19 protein-coding genes are annotated in these 21,876 nt (G+C 62.7%); 15 read left to right on the top strand and 4 right to left on the bottom strand.

Going from position 1 to position 21,876, the window contains the following annotated elements; genetic code table 11:
- Positions 1-85: 85 nt before the first annotated feature.
- The 9 genes from XB14_RS24220 (at position 86) to XB14_RS24180 (ending at position 10,924) form a co-directional block, all read left to right on the top strand.
- On the top strand, positions 86-1,648 hold the full coding sequence (locus XB14_RS24220; protein ID WP_077965078.1) for an ABC transporter substrate-binding protein: 1,563 nt from the start codon (positions 86-88) through the stop codon (positions 1,646-1,648).
- 58 nt (positions 1,649-1,706) lie between these two features.
- Complete coding sequence (locus XB14_RS24215) at positions 1,707-2,678, top strand: ABC transporter permease (RefSeq protein ID WP_077965077.1); 972 nt, start codon at positions 1,707-1,709, stop codon at positions 2,676-2,678.
- A gap of 10 nt (positions 2,679-2,688) precedes the next feature.
- Complete coding sequence (locus XB14_RS24210) at positions 2,689-3,639, top strand: ABC transporter permease (protein WP_077965076.1); 951 nt, start codon at positions 2,689-2,691, stop codon at positions 3,637-3,639.
- A 3-nt stretch (positions 3,640-3,642) separates the two neighbouring features.
- Entirely contained in the window at positions 3,643-4,836 is a 1,194-nt protein-coding gene (locus tag XB14_RS24205) for an amidohydrolase family protein (protein WP_077965429.1), read from the top strand.
- A complete protein-coding gene (locus XB14_RS24200; protein ID WP_077965075.1) occupies positions 4,833-6,317 on the top strand; it encodes an amidohydrolase family protein in 1,485 nt (494 codons plus the stop codon). Before XB14_RS24205 ends, XB14_RS24200 begins: the two co-directional genes overlap by 4 nt.
- Complete coding sequence (locus XB14_RS24195) at positions 6,314-7,300, top strand: ABC transporter ATP-binding protein (RefSeq protein ID WP_077965074.1); 987 nt, start codon at positions 6,314-6,316, stop codon at positions 7,298-7,300. Before XB14_RS24200 ends, XB14_RS24195 begins: the two co-directional genes overlap by 4 nt.
- Positions 7,297-8,277, top strand: a complete 981-nt coding sequence (locus tag XB14_RS24190) for an ABC transporter ATP-binding protein (RefSeq protein WP_234804136.1) — start codon at positions 7,297-7,299, stop codon at positions 8,275-8,277. The genes XB14_RS24195 and XB14_RS24190 overlap by 4 nt, the downstream gene beginning before the upstream one ends.
- Positions 8,278-8,814: 537 nt before the next feature.
- The gene (locus XB14_RS24185) at positions 8,815-9,942 is read left to right on the top strand and encodes a GDSL-type esterase/lipase family protein (protein ID WP_179119652.1); all 1,128 of its coding nucleotides are present in this window, start codon (positions 8,815-8,817) and stop codon (positions 9,940-9,942) included.
- 331 nt (positions 9,943-10,273) lie between these two features.
- A complete protein-coding gene (locus tag XB14_RS24180; RefSeq protein ID WP_077965069.1) occupies positions 10,274-10,924 on the top strand; it encodes a YceH family protein in 651 nt (216 codons plus the stop codon).
- Between the two features lie 61 nt (positions 10,925-10,985).
- On the opposite strand, the gene XB14_RS24175 is transcribed toward XB14_RS24180, so the two are convergent.
- Both XB14_RS24175 and XB14_RS24170 read right to left on the bottom strand, forming a co-directional pair.
- Positions 10,986-11,720, bottom strand: coding sequence for an aspartate/glutamate racemase family protein (locus XB14_RS24175; protein ID WP_077965067.1), 735 nt, complete (start codon positions 11,718-11,720; stop codon positions 10,986-10,988).
- 3 nt (positions 11,721-11,723) lie between these two features.
- Entirely contained in the window at positions 11,724-12,368 is a 645-nt protein-coding gene (locus tag XB14_RS24170) for a flavin reductase family protein (RefSeq protein WP_077965065.1), read from the bottom strand.
- Positions 12,369-12,559: 191 nt separating this feature from the next.
- Between XB14_RS24170 and XB14_RS24165 the strand changes: the two genes are divergently transcribed.
- Together XB14_RS24165 and XB14_RS24160 are read left to right on the top strand one after the other, a co-directional pair.
- A complete protein-coding gene (locus XB14_RS24165) occupies positions 12,560-13,246 on the top strand; it encodes a GntR family transcriptional regulator (protein ID WP_077965062.1) in 687 nt (228 codons plus the stop codon).
- Positions 13,247-13,315: 69 nt separating this feature from the next.
- A complete protein-coding gene (locus XB14_RS24160; RefSeq protein ID WP_077965060.1) occupies positions 13,316-14,143 on the top strand; it encodes a bifunctional allantoicase/(S)-ureidoglycine aminohydrolase in 828 nt (275 codons plus the stop codon).
- 133 nt (positions 14,144-14,276) lie between these two features.
- On the opposite strand, the gene XB14_RS24155 is transcribed toward XB14_RS24160, so the two are convergent.
- Positions 14,277-16,085 (bottom strand): ABC transporter ATP-binding protein/permease, encoded by a 1,809-nt coding sequence (locus XB14_RS24155; RefSeq protein WP_077965058.1) that lies wholly within the window; start codon positions 16,083-16,085, stop codon positions 14,277-14,279.
- Positions 16,086-16,322: 237 nt separating this feature from the next.
- Between XB14_RS24155 and XB14_RS24150 the strand changes: the two genes are divergently transcribed.
- Positions 16,323-17,171 carry a class I SAM-dependent methyltransferase gene (locus XB14_RS24150; RefSeq protein ID WP_077965056.1) on the top strand — a complete coding sequence of 283 codons (849 nt, stop codon included), beginning with the start codon at positions 16,323-16,325 and terminating at the stop codon, positions 17,169-17,171.
- A 31-nt stretch (positions 17,172-17,202) separates the two neighbouring features.
- Positions 17,203-18,681: a pyridoxal phosphate-dependent decarboxylase family protein gene (locus XB14_RS24145; RefSeq protein ID WP_077965054.1), complete on the top strand. Its 1,479-nt coding sequence runs from the start codon at positions 17,203-17,205 to the stop codon at positions 18,679-18,681.
- Between the two features lie 27 nt (positions 18,682-18,708).
- Here the strand turns inward: XB14_RS24145 and XB14_RS24140 are convergent, their stop codons facing one another.
- Complete coding sequence (locus XB14_RS24140; protein ID WP_077965052.1) at positions 18,709-20,007, bottom strand: S41 family peptidase; 1,299 nt, start codon at positions 20,005-20,007, stop codon at positions 18,709-18,711.
- Between the two features lie 238 nt (positions 20,008-20,245).
- Between XB14_RS24140 and cmoA the strand changes: the two genes are divergently transcribed.
- Positions 20,246-21,013, top strand: a complete 768-nt coding sequence (gene cmoA, locus XB14_RS24135; protein ID WP_077965047.1) for a carboxy-S-adenosyl-L-methionine synthase CmoA — start codon at positions 20,246-20,248, stop codon at positions 21,011-21,013.
- A 12-nt stretch (positions 21,014-21,025) separates the two neighbouring features.
- On the top strand, positions 21,026-21,760 hold the full coding sequence (locus tag XB14_RS24130; RefSeq protein WP_077965046.1) for a methyltransferase family protein: 735 nt from the start codon (positions 21,026-21,028) through the stop codon (positions 21,758-21,760).
- Positions 21,761-21,876: the final 116 nt, after the last annotated feature.

The raw sequence follows: 21,876 nt of genomic DNA, 5'->3' as shown, positions 1-21,876 counted from the left end.
GACAGCTTCAAATCTAGGGTGGCTTGCTCACGAGTGGGCGAGGGCGCCTGATTATGGCGACTTATGAGAAAACAAAGGGAACGACATGAAACTGAGAAAGCATCTCCTCGCGGGGTTGGCATTTGCCTTTCTCGCATCCTCCGCATCCGCCGAGACGCTGCGCTGGGGTAGCCCGCGGGACATCTTCTCGCTCGACCCCTATTCCTATGGCAGCACCTCGAACCTGGCCTTCCTCAATCACGTCTATGAGGGCCTGACGCGCTATACGCCCGAGTTCAAGGTCGAGCCGGCGCTCGCCACCAGCTGGGAGATGGTTTCCGAGAAGGTCTGGCGCTTCCACCTGCGCAAGGGCGTGAAGTTCCAGAATGGAGCCGATTTCACCGCCGATGACGTTGTTGCCTCCATGGCCCGCGTCAGCCATCCGACCTCGCCGCTGCGCGGCAACATTCCGGCCTATGTCTCGACCACCAAGGTCGACGACTACACGGTCGACATCGAAGTGAACTCGCCGAACCCGCTGTTCCTCAACGACATGACCAACATCTTCATGTTCGACAAGGATTGGCTGGTGGACAACAAGTCGGAACTCCCGACCGACGTCGGCGCCAAGGTCGAGGGCTTTGCCACCTACAACACCAACGGCACTGGTCCGTTCAAGGTCGAGTCGCGCGTTCCCGACAGCAAGACGGTTCTCATCAAGAACGACGACTGGTGGGATGCGCCGAAGCACAATCTCGACCGCATCGAATTCATGCCGATCACCTCGGCAGCGACCCGCGTCGCAGCCCTGCTTTCGGGCGAAATCGACCTCACCGATGGCGCTCCCGTACAGGATCTTGAGCGCCTGAAAAGTTCCCCGGACATCAACGTCATCGAGCGCACGGACCTGCGCACGGTGCACATGGTCTTCAACCGTCACGAGACCTTCGCCGACGGTCGCGAGAACTTCTTCAACAACATCAAGGTGCGCCAGGCGATCGACCACGCCATCGACCGTCAGCTGATCTTCAAGCGCGTCATGCGCGGCAAGTCGCATGTCGCCGGCACCATGGTCGCCCCTGAGATCCCCGGCTACAGCGCCGAGCTCGACGTGCCGACCGCTTATGATCCGGAACTCTCCAAGAAGCTCCTTGAAGAGGCCGGCGCCGTCGGCAAGGAGTTCACGCTCGTCTGCATGAACGACGAGAGCGTCAACGAGGAAGACGTCTGCAGTGCGCTCGTCTCGATGCTGTCGCGCGTCGGTCTCAAGCCGACCCTCGACATCGGCCCGCGCGCCGTCCAGGCACCGAAGCGCGCCGGCGGCAAGTCCGACGCCTATATGATCGGCTGGGCCAACGAGCCGACGCTCGATGCCTATTCGATCCTGGTTCAGGTTCTCTCGACGCGTGAAGGTGCAGCCGGCGTCGCCAACTACGGTGGCTGGTCCTATCCGGAACTTGACGCGATGGTGAAGAAGGCCGCGCTCGAAATGGATCACGACAAGCGTCTGGCGATCGAAACCGAAGCGCTGAAGTTTGCCAAGGACGAGGTCATTATGATCCCGCTGCACCAGCAGCCGATGGCCTGGGCGATGTCGAAGAATGTCACGGACGTGACCATCCGGGCCGACAACAAGCCGCGTCACTGGCTGACCCGTATCGGCGATTGAGTTTCCTTGTCCCGGCAGAGTTCTCTCTGCCGGGCCTTCTCATTCAGCGAGAAACCCTATGATTGTCTTTCTCATCAAGCGGCTGGCCAACGCCGTGCTGGTCATGCTCGCCGTCGCGCTGCTCGCCTTCCTGATCTTCCGCTTTGCCGGCGATCCGGTTGAGTTGATGGCCAACGAGCAGATGTCGCAGGCCGATCGTATCGAACTGCGCGAAAAGCTCGGGCTCAACGATTCCTTCCTGACCCAGTTCGGCCGCTTCGTCGGCAACGCCGCCCAGGGCGATTTCGGCATCAGCTACCGCAACGGCCAGGACGTGATGAAGCTGATTGCCGAGCGCTTCCCGGCGACAATGGAGCTGGCGCTGGTCGCAACCGTCCTGTCGCTCCTGATCGGTATTCCGCTTGGCGTCATCACCGCCATCCATCGCGGGCGATGGTATTCCGAGGGGCTGCAATTCATCAGCATCATCGGCGTTTCGCTCCCGAGCTTCGTCGTCGGCATCCTGCTGATCCTCGTCTTTGCCGTCACGCTCGGCCTCGTGCCCGCTTTCGGTCGCGGCGATGTCGTGCAGCTCGGCTGGTGGAGCACGGGCCTGTTGACCGCTTCCGGCCGCGCCTCGCTGCTTCTGCCGTCTCTGGCGCTCGCGCTCTACCAGATCACGCTGGTCATGCGTCTCGTCCGCGCCGAGATGATGGAAGTGCTGCGCTCAGACTTCGTCAAGTTCGCACGCGCTCGCGGCGTGCCACGGTGGCGAATCTATTTCCGGCATGCGCTCAGAAACTGTCTGATGCCTGTCGTCACCATGACGGCGATGAATTTCGGTTCGCTGATTGCCTTCGCGCTGATCACCGAAACCGTATTCCAGTGGCCGGGCATGGGCATGCTCTTCATCCAGGCGGTGACCTTCCTCGATATGCCTGTCATGGCGGGTTATCTCTGCATCGTCTCCTTCATTTTCGTCACGCTCAACACGCTCGTCGATATCGCCTATGCGGTCATCGATCCGCGGTTGCGCGATGCAACCCGCTGAGGTCGTTGCCATGACAGATCACGTCCAGCAGACCACACCGGCACGCAAGCCTTCGCGGCTTGCGCGCTTCCGCCAGAGCGATCTCTGGTGGTCCTTCACCCACAAGCCTTCGGCGATCATCGGCGCGGTCATCCTCACCTTCCTGATCGTGACCGCCTTTGCCGCGCCGCTGATTGCGCCGCAGAATCCCTTCGATCCGGCCCAGCTCGAGCTCTGGAATTCCGAGCTTCCGCCGATCTGGGAAGCCGATGGCCAATGGCCCTACGTGCTCGGCACGGACACGCAGGGCCGCGACATGCTCTCGGCCATCCTCTACGGCTCGCGCATCTCGATCCTGATCGGCGTCGCCTCGGTCGTGCTTTCGCTCGCCGTGGGCCTTAGCCTCGGGCTCGTTGCCGGCTATTTCGGCCGCTTCATCGACAACTTCCTGATGCGCATCGGTGATGTGCTTCTGTCGATCCCGACCATCCTGATCGCCATCCTCGTCAGTGCCGTCGCACGCCAGATGCTGCCGCCGGAACTTCGGGACGTCGGCTCGGCCGCCGTTCTGGTGCTGGCGATCACGCTCAGCGCCTGGGTGCAGTATGCCCGTACCGTGCGCGCCCAGACGATTGTCGAGCGCGGCAAGGAATATGTGCAGGCGGCGCGCCTGCTGAAGACGCCGGCACGGCGCATCATGCTGAAGCATATCCTACCGAACACGCTGACGCCGATCATGGTTGCCGCGACCCTGAACTTCGGCATGGCGATCCTGACGGAAGCAACGCTCTCCTTCCTCGGCATCGGCATGCCGCCGAGCCAGCCGAGCCTTGGAACGCTGATCCGTCTCGGCAACCAGTTCCTGTTCTCGGGCGTATGGTGGGTCGTGCTCTTCCCCGTCGTCCAGCTTTGCCTTCTCGTGGTCTCGGTCAACCTGCTTGGTGACTGGCTGCGCGATGCGCTCAATCCGAAATTGAGGTGAATGATGTCCAATCTCCTGATCCGTAACGTCAGGCCCAACGCCGGCGAAGCGACCGACATTCTCGTGCGCGACGGCAAGATCGCCGTCTTCGGCAAGGGCCTCGCCGCCGAAGGCGTGGCAGTCGAAGACGGCAGCGGCCATATCGTGATCTCCGGCCTCGTCGAAGCCCATACCCATCTCGACAAGTCCGTCTGGGGCATGCCCTGGCATGTGAACGCCAAGACCGCGACACTGCGCGAGCGCATCGATTTCGAACGCGAGAAGCGGCTTGAGATCGGCATCGATCCGCACCGACAGTCCATGCGCCAGGCGATCATGCTGGCCGCCAACGGCGCAAGCCATATCCGCAGCCATGTCGACATCGACACCACCCATGGCCTGAGGCTGATGGAAGGCATCATCGAGACCCGAAAGGCGCTCAAGGACGTCATCGATATCGAGATCGTCGCCTTCCCGCAGTCCGGCCTCGTCACCCGTCCGGGCACGGTCGAGCTGCTCGACAAGGCTCTGAGCAATGGCGCGGAAGTGCTTGGTGGCATTGACCCCTGTGGCATCGACCGGGATCCGAAGGGCCATCTCGACGCGATCTTCGGCCTTGCTGACAAGCACTCCAAGCCGATCGACATTCACCTGCACGAGCAGGGCGAACTTGGCGCCTTCAGCATGGAAATGATGTTCGAGCGCATCCGCGCGCTTGGCATGCAGGGCAAGGTCGCGATCAGCCACGCCTTTGCGCTCGGCGCTCCCGACTATCTGCGCGTTGGCGGCCTGATCGAACAGATCGCCGAACTCGATATCCGCATCGTCACTACCGGTTCGCCGTCCTCGACCGTGCCGTCGATCCTGCGCCTGAAGGATGCCGGCGTGAAGGTCGCTGCCGGCTGCGACGGCATCCGCGACACCTGGGGTCCTTGGGGTCAGCCCGACATGATGGATCGTGCCCGCATCCTCGGCATGAAAAATGGCCTGCGCCGCGACGTCGATCTCGAGCATGCGCTTTACGTCTGCTCCAAGGGCGGCGCCGACGTCATGGATATCAAGGGGTATGGCCTCGAGGTTGGCTGTGATGCCGATTTCACCCTGCTCACTGGCGAGACGCTGGCACATGCCGTCGTCGACGTCGCGCCGCGGCCGCTGGTCGTCAAGCGCGGCCGTGTCGTCGCCCGCAATGGCGTTGCGGAGGTAGCCATCCCATGAGCAGCATCAAGGATTTGACGCTCGGCCAGCGGGCCGAAGGACGCACGCTTCTGACGGCGCAATGGGTGCTCGGGCACCGCGACGGTTCGCACCGGCTTGTCCCGAATGGCGAGGTCGTCATCGAGGGCGGCACGCTCATCTATGTCGGCCCACGTTTCGAGGGTGAGGTGGCACGCCGCATCGAACTCGGCGCGGCGATGATCAGCCCGGGCCTGATCGATCTCGACGCGCTCTCCGATCTCGACACGACGATCCTTGCGATCGACCACCAGCCAGGTTGGGCCAAGGGTCGCGTCTGGCCACGCACCTACATCGAGCGTGGACCCTACGAGATGTACACGCAGGAGGAACTGGCGTTCCAGAAACGCTTCGCCTTCGCGCAGCTTCTCTTGAACGGCATCACAACGGCAGCCCCCATCGCCTCGCTCTTCTATCGCGAATGGGGCGAGACCGTCGCGGAATTCGCAGCCGCATCGGATGCGGCGGGCGACCTCGGCCTGCGCGTCTATCTGAGCCCGGCCTACCGCGCCGGCGGCATGATGGTCACCGCGCCGGGACAGCTCGAAGCGATCTTCGACGAGGCGAGGGGCCTCAAGGGCCTCGACGATGCCATCGGCTTCATCCGCGAGCATGAAGGCCGCCACGGTGGCCTGGTGAAGGGGCTTTTGGCGCCGGACCGGGTGGAGACCTGCACCGAGAAATTGCTGGTGCGCACCGCCGACGCGGCGCGCGAGCTCAACTGCCCGATCCGGCTTCACGCCGCACAGGGTACGATGGAGGTCGAAACCGTACGCCGCCTGCACGGCAAGACGGCGCCGGAATGGCTGGCGAGCTTCGGTTTTCTCTCGGACCGCCTGATCGCGCCGCATGCGACGCAGGCGACCGATAACGATCTGCGGCTCTATGCCGAAAATGGCGTGAGCATCGTGCACTGCCCGCTGGTTTCGGCCCGCGGCGGCAGCACGCTCAACTCGTTCCGTTCGGTTAAGGCGCGGGGCGTCAACATTGCCATGGGCACCGACACCACGCCGCCGGACATGCTGATGAACCTGCTGGTCGGCTTGATTGCGGCCCGTGTGGTCGAGGGCGATCCGGCGGCGGTCAGCTGCGCCGATCTCTTCGATGCCGCCACCCTCGGCGGTGCCAAGGCGCTCGGCCGATCCGACCTCGGTCGCCTGGAGGCGGGCGCCCGCGCCGATATCGCCGTCTTCGACCTCATGGACCACCACATGGCGCCGGCTATCGATCCGATCACGACACTCGTCGTCGGCGGATCGGGACGCGTCACCAAGGCGGTCTTCGTCGACGGCCGCCTGTCGATGCGGGACGGTGAAGTTGCCGGCTTCGATATGAACGAGGCACGCGCAAAAGCGCAGGTCCAGTTCGATGGCCTGATCGCGAAGTATCCGGAACGAAGCTTCGGCCACCCACCGGTCAGCGAGATCTTCCCGCCAAGCTACCCATTGGAGGTGCAGCGATGACAGAACATCTATCATCGGCCGTGCTGGATGTGCGCGGCCTCTGTGTCGAGTTCCCCGGTCGTCACGGAACGGTGCAGGCGCTTTCCGACGTTTCGCTCAGTATTCGCCCCGGCGAAATCCTCGGCGTCGTCGGCGAATCCGGCGCCGGCAAGTCGATGACCGGCCTTGCGGTGCAGGGACTGCTCGAGCCGCCTGGCCGCATTTCCGGCGGCGAGGTCTGGGTCGGCGGCCGCCGCATCGACCAGCTCGACGACAAGCAGATGCAGCAGGTACGCGGCCGGCAGATTGGCGCGATCTTCCAGGACCCGTTGACCTCACTGAACCCGCTCTTCACCGTCGGGGCGCAGCTTGTTGAAACCATCCGCCTTCACCTGAAGCTTTCCAAGGCCGACGCCAAGGCGCGCGCCATCCAGCTCTTGAAGGAAGTCGGCATCCCGGCGCCCGAAGCGCGCTACGACCACTATCCGCATCAGTTCTCCGGCGGCATGCGCCAGCGTGTCGTGATCGCCTTGGCGCTCGCCGCAGAGCCGAAGCTGATCATTGCCGACGAACCGACGACGGCGCTCGACGTCTCGATCCAGGCACAGATCACTTCGCTGCTGCGCCGGCTCTGCGACGATCATGGCACCGCCGTCATGCTCGTTACCCACGACATGGGCGTCATTGCCGAGACGGCCGATCGCGTCGCGGTCATGTATGCCGGTCGTCTCGTCGAGATCGGTCCGGTCGCCGAGGTTCTGAAAAATGCGCGTCACCCCTATACGCGTGGCCTCATGGGCTCGATCCCGGCGCTTGGCCGCCGTGTCGAGCGGCTGAACCAGATCGACGGCTCCATGCCACGGCTGAATGCGATCCCGGCCGGATGCGCCTTCAACCCGCGCTGCCCGGATGCGGGACCGCGCTGCCGCAAGGATAGGCCCGAACCGGCGCAGGTCGGGACCGGCGTCGCCGCATGCTGGCTCAATGCAGGAGGAGTGCTATGAGTGATGCCCTGACGGTCAACGACCTGACCTGCAATTTCGATGTTTCCGCCCCCTGGCTTAACCGCGTGATCGAGCGCAAGCCGCGGCAGTTCGTCCGCGCCGTGGACGATATCAGCTTCAGCGTGCCGATGGGCGGCTGTCTGAGCCTTGTCGGCGAATCCGGCTGCGGCAAGTCGACGGTGGCGCGGCTCGTCACCGGCCTTTATCGTGCGAGTGAAGGCGAGGTGCGGTTTGCGCCGGGCAAAAGCGGCGAGCCGCTTTCAGCGCAGATGATCTTCCAGGATCCCTATGCCAGCCTCAATCCGCGCTGGCGGGTGCGCAACATCATCGCCGAGCCGCTGCGCGAGCTGAAGCTGCGCAATTCGGAAGCCGAAATCATGGAACGCGTCGGCGAACTGCTGAAGATCGTCGGCCTCGCGCCTTCCGACGGCGCCAAGTTCCCGCATGAGTTTTCGGGTGGCCAGCGCCAGCGCATCTCGATCGCCCGCGCGCTTGCCGGCGAGCCGGAGTTTCTCGTCTGCGACGAACCGACCTCGGCGCTCGACGTGTCGGTGCAGGCGCAAATCCTCAACCTCATGCGCAAGCTGCAGGACGAGATGGGGCTGACCTATCTCTTCATCAGCCACGACATGAGCGTGGTTCGCCACATGTCGGACCGGATCGCGGTGATGTATCTTGGGCGGATCGTCGAGGAGGCGGACACCGAGACGCTTTTTGCCAATCCGCGGCATCCCTATACGCAGCTGCTCTTGGAGACGATCCCGGATATCACCCATCCGAAGCGGGGACGCAGCATTGCGGCGAGCGAGGTGCCGAGCCCGCTCAACCCACCGTCCGGCTGCACCTTCCATCCCCGCTGCCCCTTCGCGGATGCCCGCTGCAAGAGCGAGAGGCCGGAGATGCGCAGCTTTGCCGATGGATCGCGCGCCGCCTGCCATCGCATCGAAGAGACGGTGAAGGCGATCAACGCGGCCTAGCCGCAAAGCTTCTTTCTCCCAGGACTTGGGCCCCGTGTCGTTCCAGTCGCGGGGCCTTTTTTGTTTTGCGGTTCGCGGACTTTGACTGTGGTCACGGACGCCGGCAAGTCGCTCATCGATGGACGGATTTCACAGGGCCTTTCGCAGGTCGAAATCGAGAAGCCATCATGCTGCGCGGAAAGTCTTGGGCCAAGGAGAGACTTTGCGCATTTGTATGTGGTGCCCCAGACTTCGCTGGTCAGCCAATGTAGTCTCCGTGTATCTATAGCTATTTAGGTCTATATCGGAGGATATATTGTGAGTTGTCTTCGGGCCGGATACTCTGGTCAGGACGTTTTTAATGCATTTTCATCAACGGCATATGATCGCAATTTTTTGACGTCGGGGATGGCCGCCGAAAGTTTCTCAAGGCGCAAGCGCGTCTTGCACTGGTAACTCCACCGGTTGTTGCCCGTCTCCTGCCAACACGTCTTCTCCGAATACGCCTGCAAATGCAGGGATGATTGCGGTGGTGGCACTGACCTAAGCGAGGCAAGCGTGCTCAAGTTTCTTCGGGATACAGTGGTCATCGTCGCGATTACCGGCGTGATCTTCGCCGGCATTGAATTCGGCCTTCGCGCCTTCGCTCCGCAGAGGCTGGATACGACCCTGATCGGGGGCGAGCCGCTCGGCCTGCGCGATCCGGTGCTCGGACATGTCAATCGGCCGAACGCGCACATTAAGGTCACGGGTCCGGAATACACGTCGGACTACCAGGTCAATTCCCAGGGGTTTCGTGACCTCACTGTCTATCCCCCTTCTCCGACGCCGGGTGTGACGCGGATCCTGCTGGTAGGCGACTCCTTCGCCTTCGGTGTCGGCAATGCCTATGACGAGGCCTGGGCCGTCATTCTGGAAAAAAGCCTGCGTGATGCCGGCCGCAAGGTCGAGATCATCAAGGCGGGCGTGCCGGCCTACGACACGCGTACAGAGACACTTTACATCGAGAGGCTCGTCGATCAGTTGCATCCCGACGCCGTCGTGATGACCTTTCTTACCAATGACCTGTTCACCAACATGCCGCTCGCAACAGATGGGGCGGCCACGCAGGCGGGGGCCGAACAGACGGAATTCAACGATCCGGCCGTGCGCGCCTCCAGCGACAAGAAGTCAAGTCTCCACAGCGTGGTCCTGGCAACGCGGCTGATGATGATGAACGATGCGATTTACATGCGCCTCTACCAGGTGACCCCGCGTGCCGACTATTTCCGCGCCCATCCGACCGACGTGATGAACCGCCAGATGGCGACCACGCGAGCGTTGCTTACCCGGGCTCGCGAGTTCTGCCGGACCAAGGACATCGAATTCGCCGTGGTCTCGATCCCGCAGCTCTTCCAGGTGATCGCCCGCGCCAAGGGTGAGGAATCCGAGTTGATCGACGCAGGTTATGTCGACCGCGAGTTCACGGCGTTTGCTGCCGAGCAGGGGATGGGGTGGTTTCCGATGCTTGCCCCCCTGGCCGACGCCTATGCGGCCACCGGGGAGGAGCTCTACTATCGCTTCGACGGTCATCTAACACCCGCAGGAAACCGGGTGGTGGCGACATCCTTGACGCCGGCCTTCAACAAATGGCTCGGCGAGATTGCCGGGCTTCCGGTCGCAGCAAAAAGCGTGCCGGCGAATTAGACCTTCGCTCGGCGGCAATCATCGTTCGTCTTGCTCCAGTAGTTCAGTGCCGGGTGCGGCTGGGCTGTTGGCTTGGCGCGTCGATTGCGAGAACCACGCAATATCCGCCATTCCATTTCGCTGTCTGCGGACGTTCTAGCGCAACTGAGAAGCGGCCCGAGCCAGATCCATGCCTGGTTTTCAGTCCGTGCTAACCGGAATTCAACGAAATAGACCGATGACCATTTCCGGGCTTCGACACTCACGCTAGGGTAGGGGCCGAAGGCCCGGACTGCGCCTCGCCTTGGAGGTGCGGCTGGGATCGAAATGCGTTGATTTGAAGAGTTGGCTTATGAATACGACCTCCGACACCGATTTCCCCGTCCTCAATGCCGTTGAAGCCCGCGTTCTCGGATGCCTGATCGAGAAGAAGGAAACGACGCCCGACGTCTATCCGTTGACGCTCAATTCAGCCCATTCGGCTGCCAACCAAAAGACGGCGCGCGATCCCGTCATGGCGCTCGAGCAGGTCGAGATCCACCGCGCGCTCTCGTCGCTGGGGCAAAAGGGATTGGTCCGGCAGGCATTCGCGTCGCGGGTCGAGCGCTACGAGCACATGGTGGCGAACCGCTTCTCGCTGACGTCGCCGCAGATCGTCATGCTTGGCCTGCTTCTTCTTCGCGGCCCGCAGACGGCCTACGAACTTTGGGCGCGCAGCGAGCGCATGGCGCGGTTCTCGTCGATCGAGGATCTGAAGGACAATCTGGATCTGATGATCGGGCGCCGGCCGCCGCTGATTGTGCAACTGAACCGGGGCGCCGGCCAGCGCGAGGACCGGTTTGCGCATCTGCTTTGCGGCGAAATCGAACAGCCGACTTTTGAGCGGGCTGCCACGTCGGCGGTTTCGGCGGGCTCGGGGCTGTCCGCCCTTGAAGAGCGCCTGGAAGCGCTTGAGCAGAAAGTGGCAACGCTGCAGGAGCAGCTGGACGCCTTGACGCGCTGACAAGCGCGAGGGGGCAGAACCACCGGGCGGCATGGCGCCCGGTGACCCTTATCAGTCGCGTTCAGCCGGCGGCGTCAACCAACCGGCAGGCCGGCGCTTCCTTGGTGCGCGGATAGTCGTAGGCGCCCACCTTCGAGGTGGCATAACCGCCGCCGACGAGCGCTTCGGCAAGCTTCACCGCCGCGGTCACGCCATCGATGACGGGCATGCCGGTGCGCGCCTTCAGGCGATCGCAGAGTTCGGACATGCCGGCACAGCCGAGAATGATCGCTTCCGCACCATCCTCCTGGCGTGCTTTCAGGATTTCCTGAACCAGCATCTCCTCGGTGTGCTCAAGATCCTCCTCCAGCGCCAGTACCGGCATGTCGACGGAGCGCACCTTACGGCAGCGGTGACCGGCACCATAGGCCTCGGCCAGGTCCTCGATGATCGGCACCGAACGGGGAAGGGTGGTGATGATGGTAAAGCGGGTCGCGATGTTCATCGCCACCTGCACGGCAGCCTGACAGATGCCGATGACAGGACCGCGCGCGATCTCGCGCGCCGCGCCAAGGCCGGGATCGTCGAAGCAGGCGATGACATAGGCATCGATGCCGCGGGCTTCGCCCTTGCGGATTTCCGCGAGCATCGCCGGCACCGCCATCGCTTCGTCCGCATGGCCTTCGATACTGGCCGGGCTCGACGTCGGGTTGATCGATTCGAGCTGGGTGTCGGTTGCAGCGACGCGCTCGGCGCTGCGATGCGCCTGTTCCGTCATCGAGCGGGTGGAGTTCGGATTGATCAGCAGGATGCGCATGGATCAGCTCGTCTTCCGCATGGCGTTTGCGAGGGGGGCATAGGCGGTAATGTCGGGCGTCGGCATGACGAACTGCCGGTCCGAGGTGATGTAGTTGTTGGCATGCAGCCGGGCGATCGGCTGGTATTGCGACGGGTCGACGTAGCGGCCTTCCTCGTCGAGGCAGTCCTTGCGCACGTGCATATGAACGACCTCGCCGAGAACGATCACACGGCGGTCGTATTCGATCAGCCGCTCGACGCGGCATTCCATCGAGCAGGGCGACTCGACGATGCGGCGGGCACCGACCTTGTGACCGTCGGCCGCCGTCAGCCCGGCGATGGCCACCTCGTCGACATCCGGCTCGAACGACAGGCCGCAGACCAGCATCTGGTCGGCGATCGCCATGTCCACCATGTTGACGACGAACTCGTTGGTGCGCCGGATATTGGCAACCGTGTCCTTTTCCTCCCCGTTGGGGCGGGTCTGGATGCCGAGAATGACGATCGGCGGGTCGTGCGAGAACACGTTGAAGAAGCTCATCGGCGCCGCATTGTCCTGTCCGCTCGGCGAGAGCGTGGAAACCAGCGCGATCGGTCGCGGACCGATGAAATTCGTCAGCAGGCGGTAACGGTCCTGGGCCGGCAGTTCTGTGAAATCGAAGTCCATCGGAGCTCTCAATTGGCGCCGCGGGCCGGTTTTGTGCCGGTCGCACGGTCGTGTTTAAGCGGTTGCCATTGCACATCAAGTTGCGGTACACAATATTGTCTACAATTTTGTAGTCAATATCTAACTGCAGCGGATGGAATTGACTTTGAGCGCCGCACGGCGAGAGTAAGCGAACGGCTAAGGGAGATTTCATGTACAACGCGGACGAAGCCGCCGGTGCTCCGACGGCGATCATTTGCGAGAAGATCTGGCTTGCGATTGCAGAACGTCGGCTACGGCCGGGAACGCGATTGAAGGAAGAACAACTTGCCGAAATATTCTCCGTCAGCAGGGCTCGCATTCGTCAGGCACTGACGGCGCTCGAGCGCGATGGCCTGGTGACGATCATGCCGAACCGGGGCGCGTTCGTTTCCGAGCCTTCGGTCGACGAGGCACGCGATGTCTTCGTTGCCCGCAGGGCGATCGAGCAGCGCGTCGTCGAGCGGCTTTGCGAGCGGGCCAATCCCAAGGATATCGTCCGGTTGCGCGCCCATATCGAAGAGGAGCGCATTGCCGGCCGATCCGGCAATCTCTCTGATATCGTTCGGCTTTCCGGCGGTTTCCACCTCCTGCTTGCGGAACTGTCGGGCTCGGCCTTTCTCTTCGGCATCCTGCGCGACCTTGTCTCCCGCACATCCCTGATCACCGCGATGTACCGGTCGAACCACCTGCACAATTGCGGGCCGGACGAACATCTGGCCGTGGTCGAGCACATCGCCTCGCGCGATGTCGAGAGCGCGATCAAGGAAATGGCCGAGCACCTGAACCACGTGGAAGCGGAACTGGATCTGGACGAGGAGAAAGACCTGCCCCGCGATCTTCGCACCGCATTGCTTTGATGCGGAGCGCGTGACCCATTGCACCGCACTTTAGAGGAGGCGGTGCCTGCCAGCAGACTGAAGGAAGATATGACCAACCGTAGCTATTATGCGCCGCACGGCGGCAACCCGCCACAAACCCAACTGCTTTCGGATCGCGCGGTCTTTACCGAAGCCTATGCGGTGATTCCGAAGGGGACGATGATGGACATCGTCACCAGCTATCTGCCGTTCTGGGACAAGACCCGGCTGTGGATATTGTCGCGCCCGCTCTCCGGTTTTGCTGAAACATTTTCACAATATATCATGGAAATCGCTCCGGGCGGCGGCAGCGACCGGCCGGAACTCGACGAAGGCGCCGAGGGCGCGATCTTCGTCGTCGAGGGCGAATTGACTGTCACGCTCGACGGCAAGGCGCACAAGATGCAACCGGGCGGCTTCGCCTTCATCCCGCCGGCGAGCAACTGGACGGTTCGCAATGGAAGCGAATCGACCGTTCGCTTCCATTGGGTACGCAAGGCGTACGAATATGTCGACGGTCTGCCCGTACCGGAGGCCTTCTTCACCAATGAGGCCGAAATCACCCCGTCGCCGATGCCAGGCACAGACGGCAAATGGGCGACGACCCGCTTCGTCGACCCCACCGATCTGCGCCACGACATGCACATGACGATCGTCACTTTCGAGCCCGGCGCGATCATTCCCTTCGCCGAGACACATGTCATGGAGCACGGCCTCTATGTGCTCGAGGGCAAGGCGGTCTACCGCCTTAACCAGGATTGGGTCGAGGTCGAGGCCGGCGATTACATGTGGCTGCGCGCCTTCTGCCCGCAGGCCTGCTACGCCGGCGGCCCGGGCAAGTTCCGCTACCTGCTCTACAAGGACGTGAACCGCCACATGAAGCTGAAGTCACGCTGAGCAGTTCACCTTAGGTCAGGAAAAACCGCGCATTCCAGGGATTGCGCGGTTTTTCTTTGTTTTCCGCCGGATAAGGCCGTTTCCACATCCCGGCTCTCAGCGCTTCGCAGTTTGCCGACCGTGGGCCGGACTATCAATCCACGAGCTGTGGATCGGCCGGCTGCAGGCTGCGCGGCTGGAGGCGCCTGAGCGTATTGCCCGTCGGGTTCTTGTCGAGGTGCAGCACGCGGGTGAAGAAGTCGCTGCCGCGTTCGGTGCGTCCGATGTTGACGATCGCCACGCCCTGGAGCTCGTCGTCCAGGAACTTCAGCACGCGCTGGTAGGCATCGTCTTCAAGGGTGTCGAGCGCTTCGTCGATGATCAGCCAGCGCGGCTTGTGCAGGCTGAGCCGGGCGATGGCAAGCAGACGCTGCTCGGCCTCGCTGAGGTTCATCTGCTTGCGTGCATCCTGGTCGAGCCGACTGCTGAGCCGCCCAAGGCCGACCTTGGAGAGAACGGCGGCAAGTTCGCCCTTGCTGTAGGTATCGGGTGCGCTCGGATAGGCGAGCACTTCGCCAAGCGTGCCCGGCGGGAAATAGGGCGATTTCGGCACAAAGGCGAGGCCGTCATCGACGGGCAGCGCGATGCGGCCGTGCCCCCACGGCCAAAGCCCGGCGATCGCGCGGAAGAACGGCGCCTTTTCGACCTCGGGCGCGCCGGTGACGAGCACGCGCTCGCCCGGATCGATGGTGACGGAGGGTTCGCGAAGCTTGATGCAGCCGGTCGGCGAGACGATCTCGATATTGTCGAAGCTCATCTGCGGCGTACCGGATGTCTTGAAGTCGATGCGCTTGTCGCCCTCATGCCGCTCGTCGGTCATCAAGAGCGCCGAGCGGAAGGCGGCGACACGCAGCAGCGTCGCGCGCCAGTCGGCGATCGCGCCGATATTGTCGACGAACCAGCGCAGCGACGCATGCACCTGGTTGAAGGCGCCGACTGCCATCATCAGCCCACCAAAGCTCAGGTCGCCGGCGAAATAGACCGGCGCGGCGATGACGATCGGCGCAACGACGGTGATCCAGCCATAGCCGCCTGTCACCCACGTCAGACGTGTCACGGCGCGCAACAGGCCGTAGCTGATCTCGAGCACCGAGGCCAGGTCGTGCTGCAGCCGCTTCTTTTCACTGGCCTCGCCGGACGAAAGCGAGACAGCTTCGATATGTTCGTTGACGCGCATCAGCGAAAAGCGGAGTGCGGCCTCTCGGGCGTAGTGCTCGCCATTGAGCGCTACCAGCGGACGGCCGACGAGCCAGCTCAACCAGGAGGCCGTACCCGCATAGAGGATCGCGGCCCAGACCATATAGCCGGGGATCGCGAAGGAATAGCTCGCGACATGGAAGACGAAACCGTCCGACAGCGACCACAGCACTCCGATGAAGCTCACCAGCAAGATGCCGGATTGGAAGAGGCCGATCGAAAGTCCCGCGGAAAGATCGGTCAGGTGGCGCGCGTCCTCATGGATGCGCTGGTCCGGGTTGATGCCGATAGCGCCCGCATTCGCCAGCCGGAACGCGCGCGTCGGGCGCATCCATTCGGTGATCAGGTCCTCGGTCAGGCCCTCGCGCAAGCGCAGCTTGATGACCTGACCGAGCCAGGTTTGCAGAACATTGAGAACGAGGAGGACGCCGGCGATCTGGGCGAAGACGACGAGCTGATGGAGAAAGGCCGGAAGGTCGCGCCGCTCGAGCGTGTCGTAGAATGGCTTGTACCATCGGTTGAGGATGATCTGCCCGAAGGCCGTCACGACGATGACAACGATGATGCTTATACTCAGCAAGATGATCTTGTTGCGCAGCGGCGAGGCCATGAAGGCCCGATGCATCATCCGCAATTGATCACCGAGGGATTGTTCGTCGTTGGGTTCTATCCGGCCGCTATTTACGCCGTTCGTCCGGTTCGACATCGGTGCGAATCTCTCCTTCCCGGTCTCCTCAAGTAGAATATAGCCTGCCTTACCCTCTCTCCCTAGCGCGGATTGTCTGTGCCCACATGTAACCGCGGTCACAGCGCACATCGCAAAATTCGTGACAATGCGGCACGCTGCCAGAATTGCGGCGGGAAAGTTGATTTGTAACCTGCCGCGGAGCGTTCATAGTTTCGTGAGCGAGGGCTAAAGCACGGCACAGAGGGAGGAACCTGCATGTCGGCGCATCTCGATCAAATCCGTGACCAGCAAAGAGAGACTTGGGACCGCTTCTCCGCCGGCTGGAAGAAGTGGGACGCGCTGGTGCTTGGATGGCTGACGCCATACGGCGCGGCAATGATCCGGCACGCGGCCATCAAGGACGGCGATCAGGTGCTTGACGTTGCCGCGGGAACGGGCGAGCCCGGCCTGACAGTGGCGGCGTCTATCCCGAAGGGCCGCGTGACTGTCACCGACCTTTCCGAGCGCATGTTGCAGGTGGCGACGGAGAACGCCCGGCATCGCGGTCTGACGAATTTCGAAACCAGGGCCTGCGACGCCGGCGCCTTGCCGTTCCCGGACGCAACGTTCGACGCTGTTCTTTGCCGGTTCGGTTTCATGTTCTTTCCGGATGTGGCGGCAGCAGCCCAGCAGTTGACGCGGGTCGCGAAACCCCAAGCGCGCGTTTGTGCCGCCGTGTGGGGAGCGCCCGAGAAGAATGCCTGGGCAACGACGATCATGGCGACGATCGCCCGCCACGTGGACATGCCGAAACCACCGGCAGGCGCGCCCGGCCTGTTTCGTTGCGCGCCTGCGGGTCTGATGAAGGCCGTCTTCGAGGATGCGGGATTGCGCGACGTCCGCGAGGAGGAGGTCACCACCACGATGGTCCACGAGACGCCGGAGGAATACTGGGCCTTCATGACCGAGATCGCCGCACCCGTGGTCGCCGGACTGGCGCAAGCCGACGATCAGACACGCACGCGCATCCGCAGTGAGGTTCTTGATCTGGCAGGCCAGGCGATCCGGGCAGGCAAGGTGGAACTGCGCTCGACGGCAACGATTATCGCCGGCACGCGACCATAGCAGAAGCGAACGACGGGGAGGGGAGATTTTCATGGACAAGCGATCGGCAACGTCCAGCGGGGTGGAGGAAACGCTCGACCCGAAAGACTGGGCTGAATTGCGGGCTCTGTCGCATCGGATCGTCGACGACGCGATCGACTATCTCAGCCAGGTCCGGGAACGGCCGGCATGGCGCAACATGCCCGATATGGTGCGGGAGAGCTTTTCTGCCCCGCTTCCCAGAACACCGAGGCCGCTTGAAGAGATCTACGCCTCGGTCGCGAAAAACGTGCTCGGCTACCCCATGGGCAACATCCACCCCCGCTTCTGGGCCTGGTACATGGGCGCGGGCAATTTCACCGGCGCGCTCGGCGAGTTTCTTGCAGCCGTCCAGGGATCGAACGTCGGCGGCGGCAATCACGCTGCCGCACTCATGGACCAACAGGTCGTCAATTGGTGCAAGGAAATGCTGGGGTTTCCGGTATCGGCCAGCGGCACGCTCGTCAGCGGCGGCTCGGTCGCCAATATTGTCGGCCTGACGGTTGCCCGCAACGTCAAAGCCGGCGTCGATGTGCGCGCGCATGGCATTGGCGATCGGCCGCTTGGCTTTTACGGTTCGGACCAGAGCCATAGTTGCCATCGCAAGGCGGTGGAACTGTTCGGCCTCGGCGACCGGGCCCTCCGGCGCGTTGCGACGGATGCCGAGTTGCGCATCGATATCGCGGTCTTGCGCCGTGTGATCGAGGAGGATCGCGCGTCCGGCCGACTGCCCGTCTGCATCATCGCCAATGCCGGAACGGTGAATACCGGCGCCATCGATGACATCCAGGCTCTCGCCGATCTGGCTGCAGAGTTTGGCCTCTGGCTTCACGTCGACGGCTGTATCGGCGCTCTGCTCCGGATCGCGCCCGAGAATGCCTGGCGCGTCGAAGGCATCGAAAGGGCAGATTCGATCGCGCTCGATCCGCACAAGTGGTTGCATGCACCCTTCGAAGCGGGGTGCGTCCTCGTTCGCGATGCGGCCGCGCACCGCGGCACCTTTGCCGTTACGCCAGAATATCTGGAGTCGACTGTGCGCGGTCTCGCCTCGGCGCCCTGGCTTTATGACTATGGCCTGCAGACGTCGCGCGGTTTTCGTGCCCTGAAAATCTGGATGTCGCTGATGGAGCACGGCATCGAGAAGTTTGGCCGCCTCGTCGACCAGAATGTTGCTCAAGGCCATTATCTGAGCCACCTCGTCGAGGCAGAGCCGCAGCTCGAACTCGTAGCGCCGACCAGCATCAACATCGTCTGCTTCCGTTACCAGCCGGGCGACATGGCTGCCGAAGGGTTGAAGGCGCTGAACACGGAAATCATGCTGCGGCTCCAGGACGAAGGGACCGCGGTCATCTCCGATACGACCGTGCACGGCGAGCATTGCCTGCGCGTGGCAATCAACAATCACCGCACGCGACGGGAGGACCTGGACCTGTTCGTGCGCGAAGTTGTGAGACTCGGACGGGAGATCGTCGCAGGCGGCGGCATCGGCTGACACTATTGTCCTGCGCGGCTGCAAGCGTCACCGGGTTGCGGCCGGTTCTTGAGCCGGCAGGGTTTCGGGCGCCGGCGTGGCTTGGAGCATGCGCAGCATCTCAGTGATCGCGGCTTCCCGCTGTGGATCCTTGCCGGCCGCATAGGCAAGCGGAAATGCCACTTGCACATCCGGCGCGATGCCTACCCCCTCAAGCCGTAGCTCGTCGCCGATGACAGCATCCGACACCGCCACTTCCAAGAGGCTGTCGTCCGGTAGCACATAGGCACGGCCGGCAAGCAGAGCACCGGCAGTGCGCTCGCCGATCAAGGTTATGGCATGCTGCCGCAGCGTATAGGCGAAAAGTTCGAGACCGCTGCGGGTTCCGTTGTCGATCAGCGCGACCACAGGCTTTTGCCAGCGGAAATTGGCAAGCGTGGCTTCGCCCCGGCGTGGAATCAGCCGGAACGTCGGCGTACCGCCGACCAAGAACTCGGCCGCGTCTGCCGGCCCGCCGCCCCAGCGGCCGCGCAGGTCGACGACGAGGCCTTCAGCATCCTTCAAGCGGCTGCTCGAAAGCGCCTCGGCGACGAGATCGAGCCCGTTTCGCGTGGAAAGGGTCCAGAGGCGCACATAGCCGATCTTCCGGCCGCCGGTCTCGACCAGTGCGATGCTCTCTTCGATCGCGCGCTCGAACATCGGAAGTGGTCGCAAGCTTTCGACAGGAACCTGCAGCGACAACGGCTCCGCATCGCGGTGGCGGCGGAGCCGAAGCTCGACCGTGTGGCCGGCCTTGTCTTCGAAGGATCCGATCTCATGATAAGCCTGCCCGTCGACCGAAAGGATCTCGTCGCCGACGAGCAGGCCCGCCTTCTTTGCAGCCGAACCGTCATAAACATCGCTGACGAAGCGCTGCCCGTTGTCGAGTGTCGTCACCATGCCGATGCCGGGATAGCGCGCGGCGCCATCCGGCGGAAAGAGACGCCGCATATCGTCACGGATGGCGAAGCGGAAAATGTCGGCGAGCTCGAAATAGTCGATCGTGTCGGCTTTGAAACGTCCGGTATGGGAAACCCCAAGACTTGCAAGGACGGACGTGATCGCCGAATCGACGCGTGAAGCCGGGCTCGTCCTGGAAAGCGCCGCCACGGGATCCGTGATCTCCGCCTGGGCGGCGGTATTGAAACGGTCAAGCGCCTTGCCGTCATAGAAGTTCGCGTTCACCAGCTCGATCACCCGGTCGAATGTCGGCTCACCGGAGCGTGGCAACTCCGCCGCCCACGCCACAGCGGCCATCGACATGACGAGGCTGGCGATCAACGCTGTACAACTTAGTCGCGGCCGCATGGTCTTTGCTCCGGTTTTCGCGCCGCCGATTATCGGCAAAAGCGCGTGCGCCTGCCGGCAAAATCGCGTGATCACGCCGTGATGCCGCGCCCCGGCCCCCGATTTGCCGAAACCGCTGCAGCCAAACCTTTCAGGTTCGTGTCAGGTTAGGGTGGCTTGTGTGGTGCATCGATCGCTCCGGGGACAGAGGCGATTGCCCTCTCGTTTGGCGTGCTCCGGAAAAGAAAGGAAAGTGCGAATGGTTGGCAAGGCCCCGCATCTACACGTGCACGACAACAGCCACCGCCGGGACGAGGTATTCGCCGCACCGGACCAAAACGTCGGCGACTTCGCCTTCAATGCCACCGTGGCCGCCGTCTTCGACGACATGGTCAGCCGCTCGGTTCCCTACTACGGCGAAATCCAGCGGATGGTTTGCGAACTCGCCAGTGACTTTGCCGAAGCCGATACCAACCTCTACGACATCGGTTGCTCGACCGCGACGACGCTGCTCGGGCTCGACGCCATGGTTGATCCCGCCGTGCGCTTCGTCGGCATCGACAACGCTCCCGACATAATCGAGAAGGCGAAGGAAAAGATCGTCCAGGCAAATTCCAACCGGGCGATTGATCTCAGGGGAGGCGACCTGCACCACGGTATCGAGATCCACAATGCCAGCGTCGTCCTGATGCTTCTGACCCTGCAGTTCGTGCGCCCCCTCTACCGCGAGCGCGTCATGCGCTCGATCTATGACGGCCTCAACGAGCGCGGCGCTCTGCTGCTCGTCGAGAAACTGACCAGCGAGGATTCGACGTTCAACCGCCTGTTCATCGAGCACTACTACGACTACAAGCGCCGCAACGGCTATTCCGAGATCGAGATCGCTAAGAAGCGCGAGGCGCTAGAAAACGTCCTCATTCCGTACCGCCTGGAGGAAAATTTCCAGCTGCTGAAGGAAGTGGGTTTCCGCAGCGTCGAGGTCTTTTTCCGCTGGTATAATTTCTGCGGCATTGTCGCGATCAAGTAGGACGGACCGACTATGATCGCAATCGGCAATTTTCTCTTCCGCTTTCGTAACCAGTTTTTTCCCGCGATCATCGTGGAGTTGTTCCTGCTGATGCCGCCGCCGGCATTGGTGTTGGACAACCCGCTGCTGACGCTGGCAAAGGATGCGGTCGCGATCCTCGTCATTCTGGCCGGCCTGGCGCTTCGCGCAATCGTCGTCGGCTATAAGTATATCCAGCGTGGCGGCCTGAAAAAGAAGGTCTACGCCAAGGACCTGGTGACCGAGGGCATGTTCGGCGTTTGCCGGAACCCGCTCTATGTCGGCAACATGCTGCTCTACTCCGGCGTCTTCCTGCTGCACGGCAACCTGCTGCTCATCGTGATCGGCATCGGGCTCTTTGCCTTCATGTATCAATGCATCGTCTATGCGGAGGAGGCGTTTCTGCTTCGCACCTTCGGCGAAGCCTATCAGGCCTACTGCCGCGACGTGCCGCGTTGGGCGCTGCGCCTTTCAAACTTCAGACAATCCGCGGACGGAATGGCGTTCAACATCAGACGTGTCGTCGGCAAGGACTATTCGACCGTCTCGGCGGCCATGATCGCGGTGCTCGCGACGGAGATGTACAAGCTCGCGACCTATGAGCCATCAGGCGGGAATGCCGGCGTGCTGGCCGTTCTAGGCGGCGCGATGGCTCTGGTCGGGATCGCGACGGCGGTGATCAGCTACAAGAAGAGGCGCGGGGCCTTCCGCGATCCCGTCGCCTCCTGAAATCCTCCGATATTTGCGCCTTGAAGGCGGTGGCCGAGACGGGCCGCCGTCACCGCATTTCGCTGCTTGGCCGCTCAAGGACTTGACGCCCATCCCCGATCGACCATAGGGCAAGG

This window comes from Ensifer adhaerens, from assembly GCF_002007205.1.
Taxonomy (GTDB): Bacteria; Pseudomonadota; Alphaproteobacteria; order Rhizobiales; family Rhizobiaceae; genus Ensifer; species Ensifer adhaerens_D.
Note: the sequence above shows the minus strand (reverse complement) of the source record. Positions and strands in the feature narration are given on the sequence as shown.

What these genes read in the sequence shown, in the direction of transcription:
- cmoA (WP_077965047.1), top strand. Translation starts at nt 20,246, where the DNA reads ATGGTTGGCAAGGCCCCGCATCTACACGTGCACGACAACAGCCACCGC.
- XB14_RS24165 (WP_077965062.1), top strand. Translation starts at nt 12,560, where the DNA reads ATGTACAACGCGGACGAAGCCGCCGGTGCTCCGACGGCGATCATTTGC.
- XB14_RS24195 (WP_077965074.1), top strand. Translation starts at nt 6,314, where the DNA reads ATGACAGAACATCTATCATCGGCCGTGCTGGATGTGCGCGGCCTCTGT.
- XB14_RS24140 (WP_077965052.1), bottom strand. Translation starts at nt 20,007, where the DNA reads ATGCGGCCGCGACTAAGTTGTACAGCGTTGATCGCCAGCCTCGTCATG.
- XB14_RS24190 (WP_234804136.1), top strand. Translation starts at nt 7,297, where the DNA reads ATGAGTGATGCCCTGACGGTCAACGACCTGACCTGCAATTTCGATGTT.
- XB14_RS24215 (WP_077965077.1), top strand. Translation starts at nt 1,707, where the DNA reads ATGATTGTCTTTCTCATCAAGCGGCTGGCCAACGCCGTGCTGGTCATG.
- XB14_RS24180 (WP_077965069.1), top strand. Translation starts at nt 10,274, where the DNA reads ATGAATACGACCTCCGACACCGATTTCCCCGTCCTCAATGCCGTTGAA.
- XB14_RS24220 (WP_077965078.1), top strand. Translation starts at nt 86, where the DNA reads ATGAAACTGAGAAAGCATCTCCTCGCGGGGTTGGCATTTGCCTTTCTC.
- XB14_RS24150 (WP_077965056.1), top strand. Translation starts at nt 16,323, where the DNA reads ATGTCGGCGCATCTCGATCAAATCCGTGACCAGCAAAGAGAGACTTGG.
- XB14_RS24130 (WP_077965046.1), top strand. Translation starts at nt 21,026, where the DNA reads ATGATCGCAATCGGCAATTTTCTCTTCCGCTTTCGTAACCAGTTTTTT.
- XB14_RS24170 (WP_077965065.1), bottom strand. Translation starts at nt 12,368, where the DNA reads ATGGACTTCGATTTCACAGAACTGCCGGCCCAGGACCGTTACCGCCTG.
- XB14_RS24160 (WP_077965060.1), top strand. Translation starts at nt 13,316, where the DNA reads ATGACCAACCGTAGCTATTATGCGCCGCACGGCGGCAACCCGCCACAA.
- XB14_RS24145 (WP_077965054.1), top strand. Translation starts at nt 17,203, where the DNA reads ATGGACAAGCGATCGGCAACGTCCAGCGGGGTGGAGGAAACGCTCGAC.
- XB14_RS24210 (WP_077965076.1), top strand. Translation starts at nt 2,689, where the DNA reads ATGACAGATCACGTCCAGCAGACCACACCGGCACGCAAGCCTTCGCGG.
- XB14_RS24155 (WP_077965058.1), bottom strand. Translation starts at nt 16,085, where the DNA reads ATGTCGAACCGGACGAACGGCGTAAATAGCGGCCGGATAGAACCCAAC.
- XB14_RS24175 (WP_077965067.1), bottom strand. Translation starts at nt 11,720, where the DNA reads ATGCGCATCCTGCTGATCAATCCGAACTCCACCCGCTCGATGACGGAA.
- XB14_RS24200 (WP_077965075.1), top strand. Translation starts at nt 4,833, where the DNA reads ATGAGCAGCATCAAGGATTTGACGCTCGGCCAGCGGGCCGAAGGACGC.
- XB14_RS24205 (WP_077965429.1), top strand. Translation starts at nt 3,643, where the DNA reads ATGTCCAATCTCCTGATCCGTAACGTCAGGCCCAACGCCGGCGAAGCG.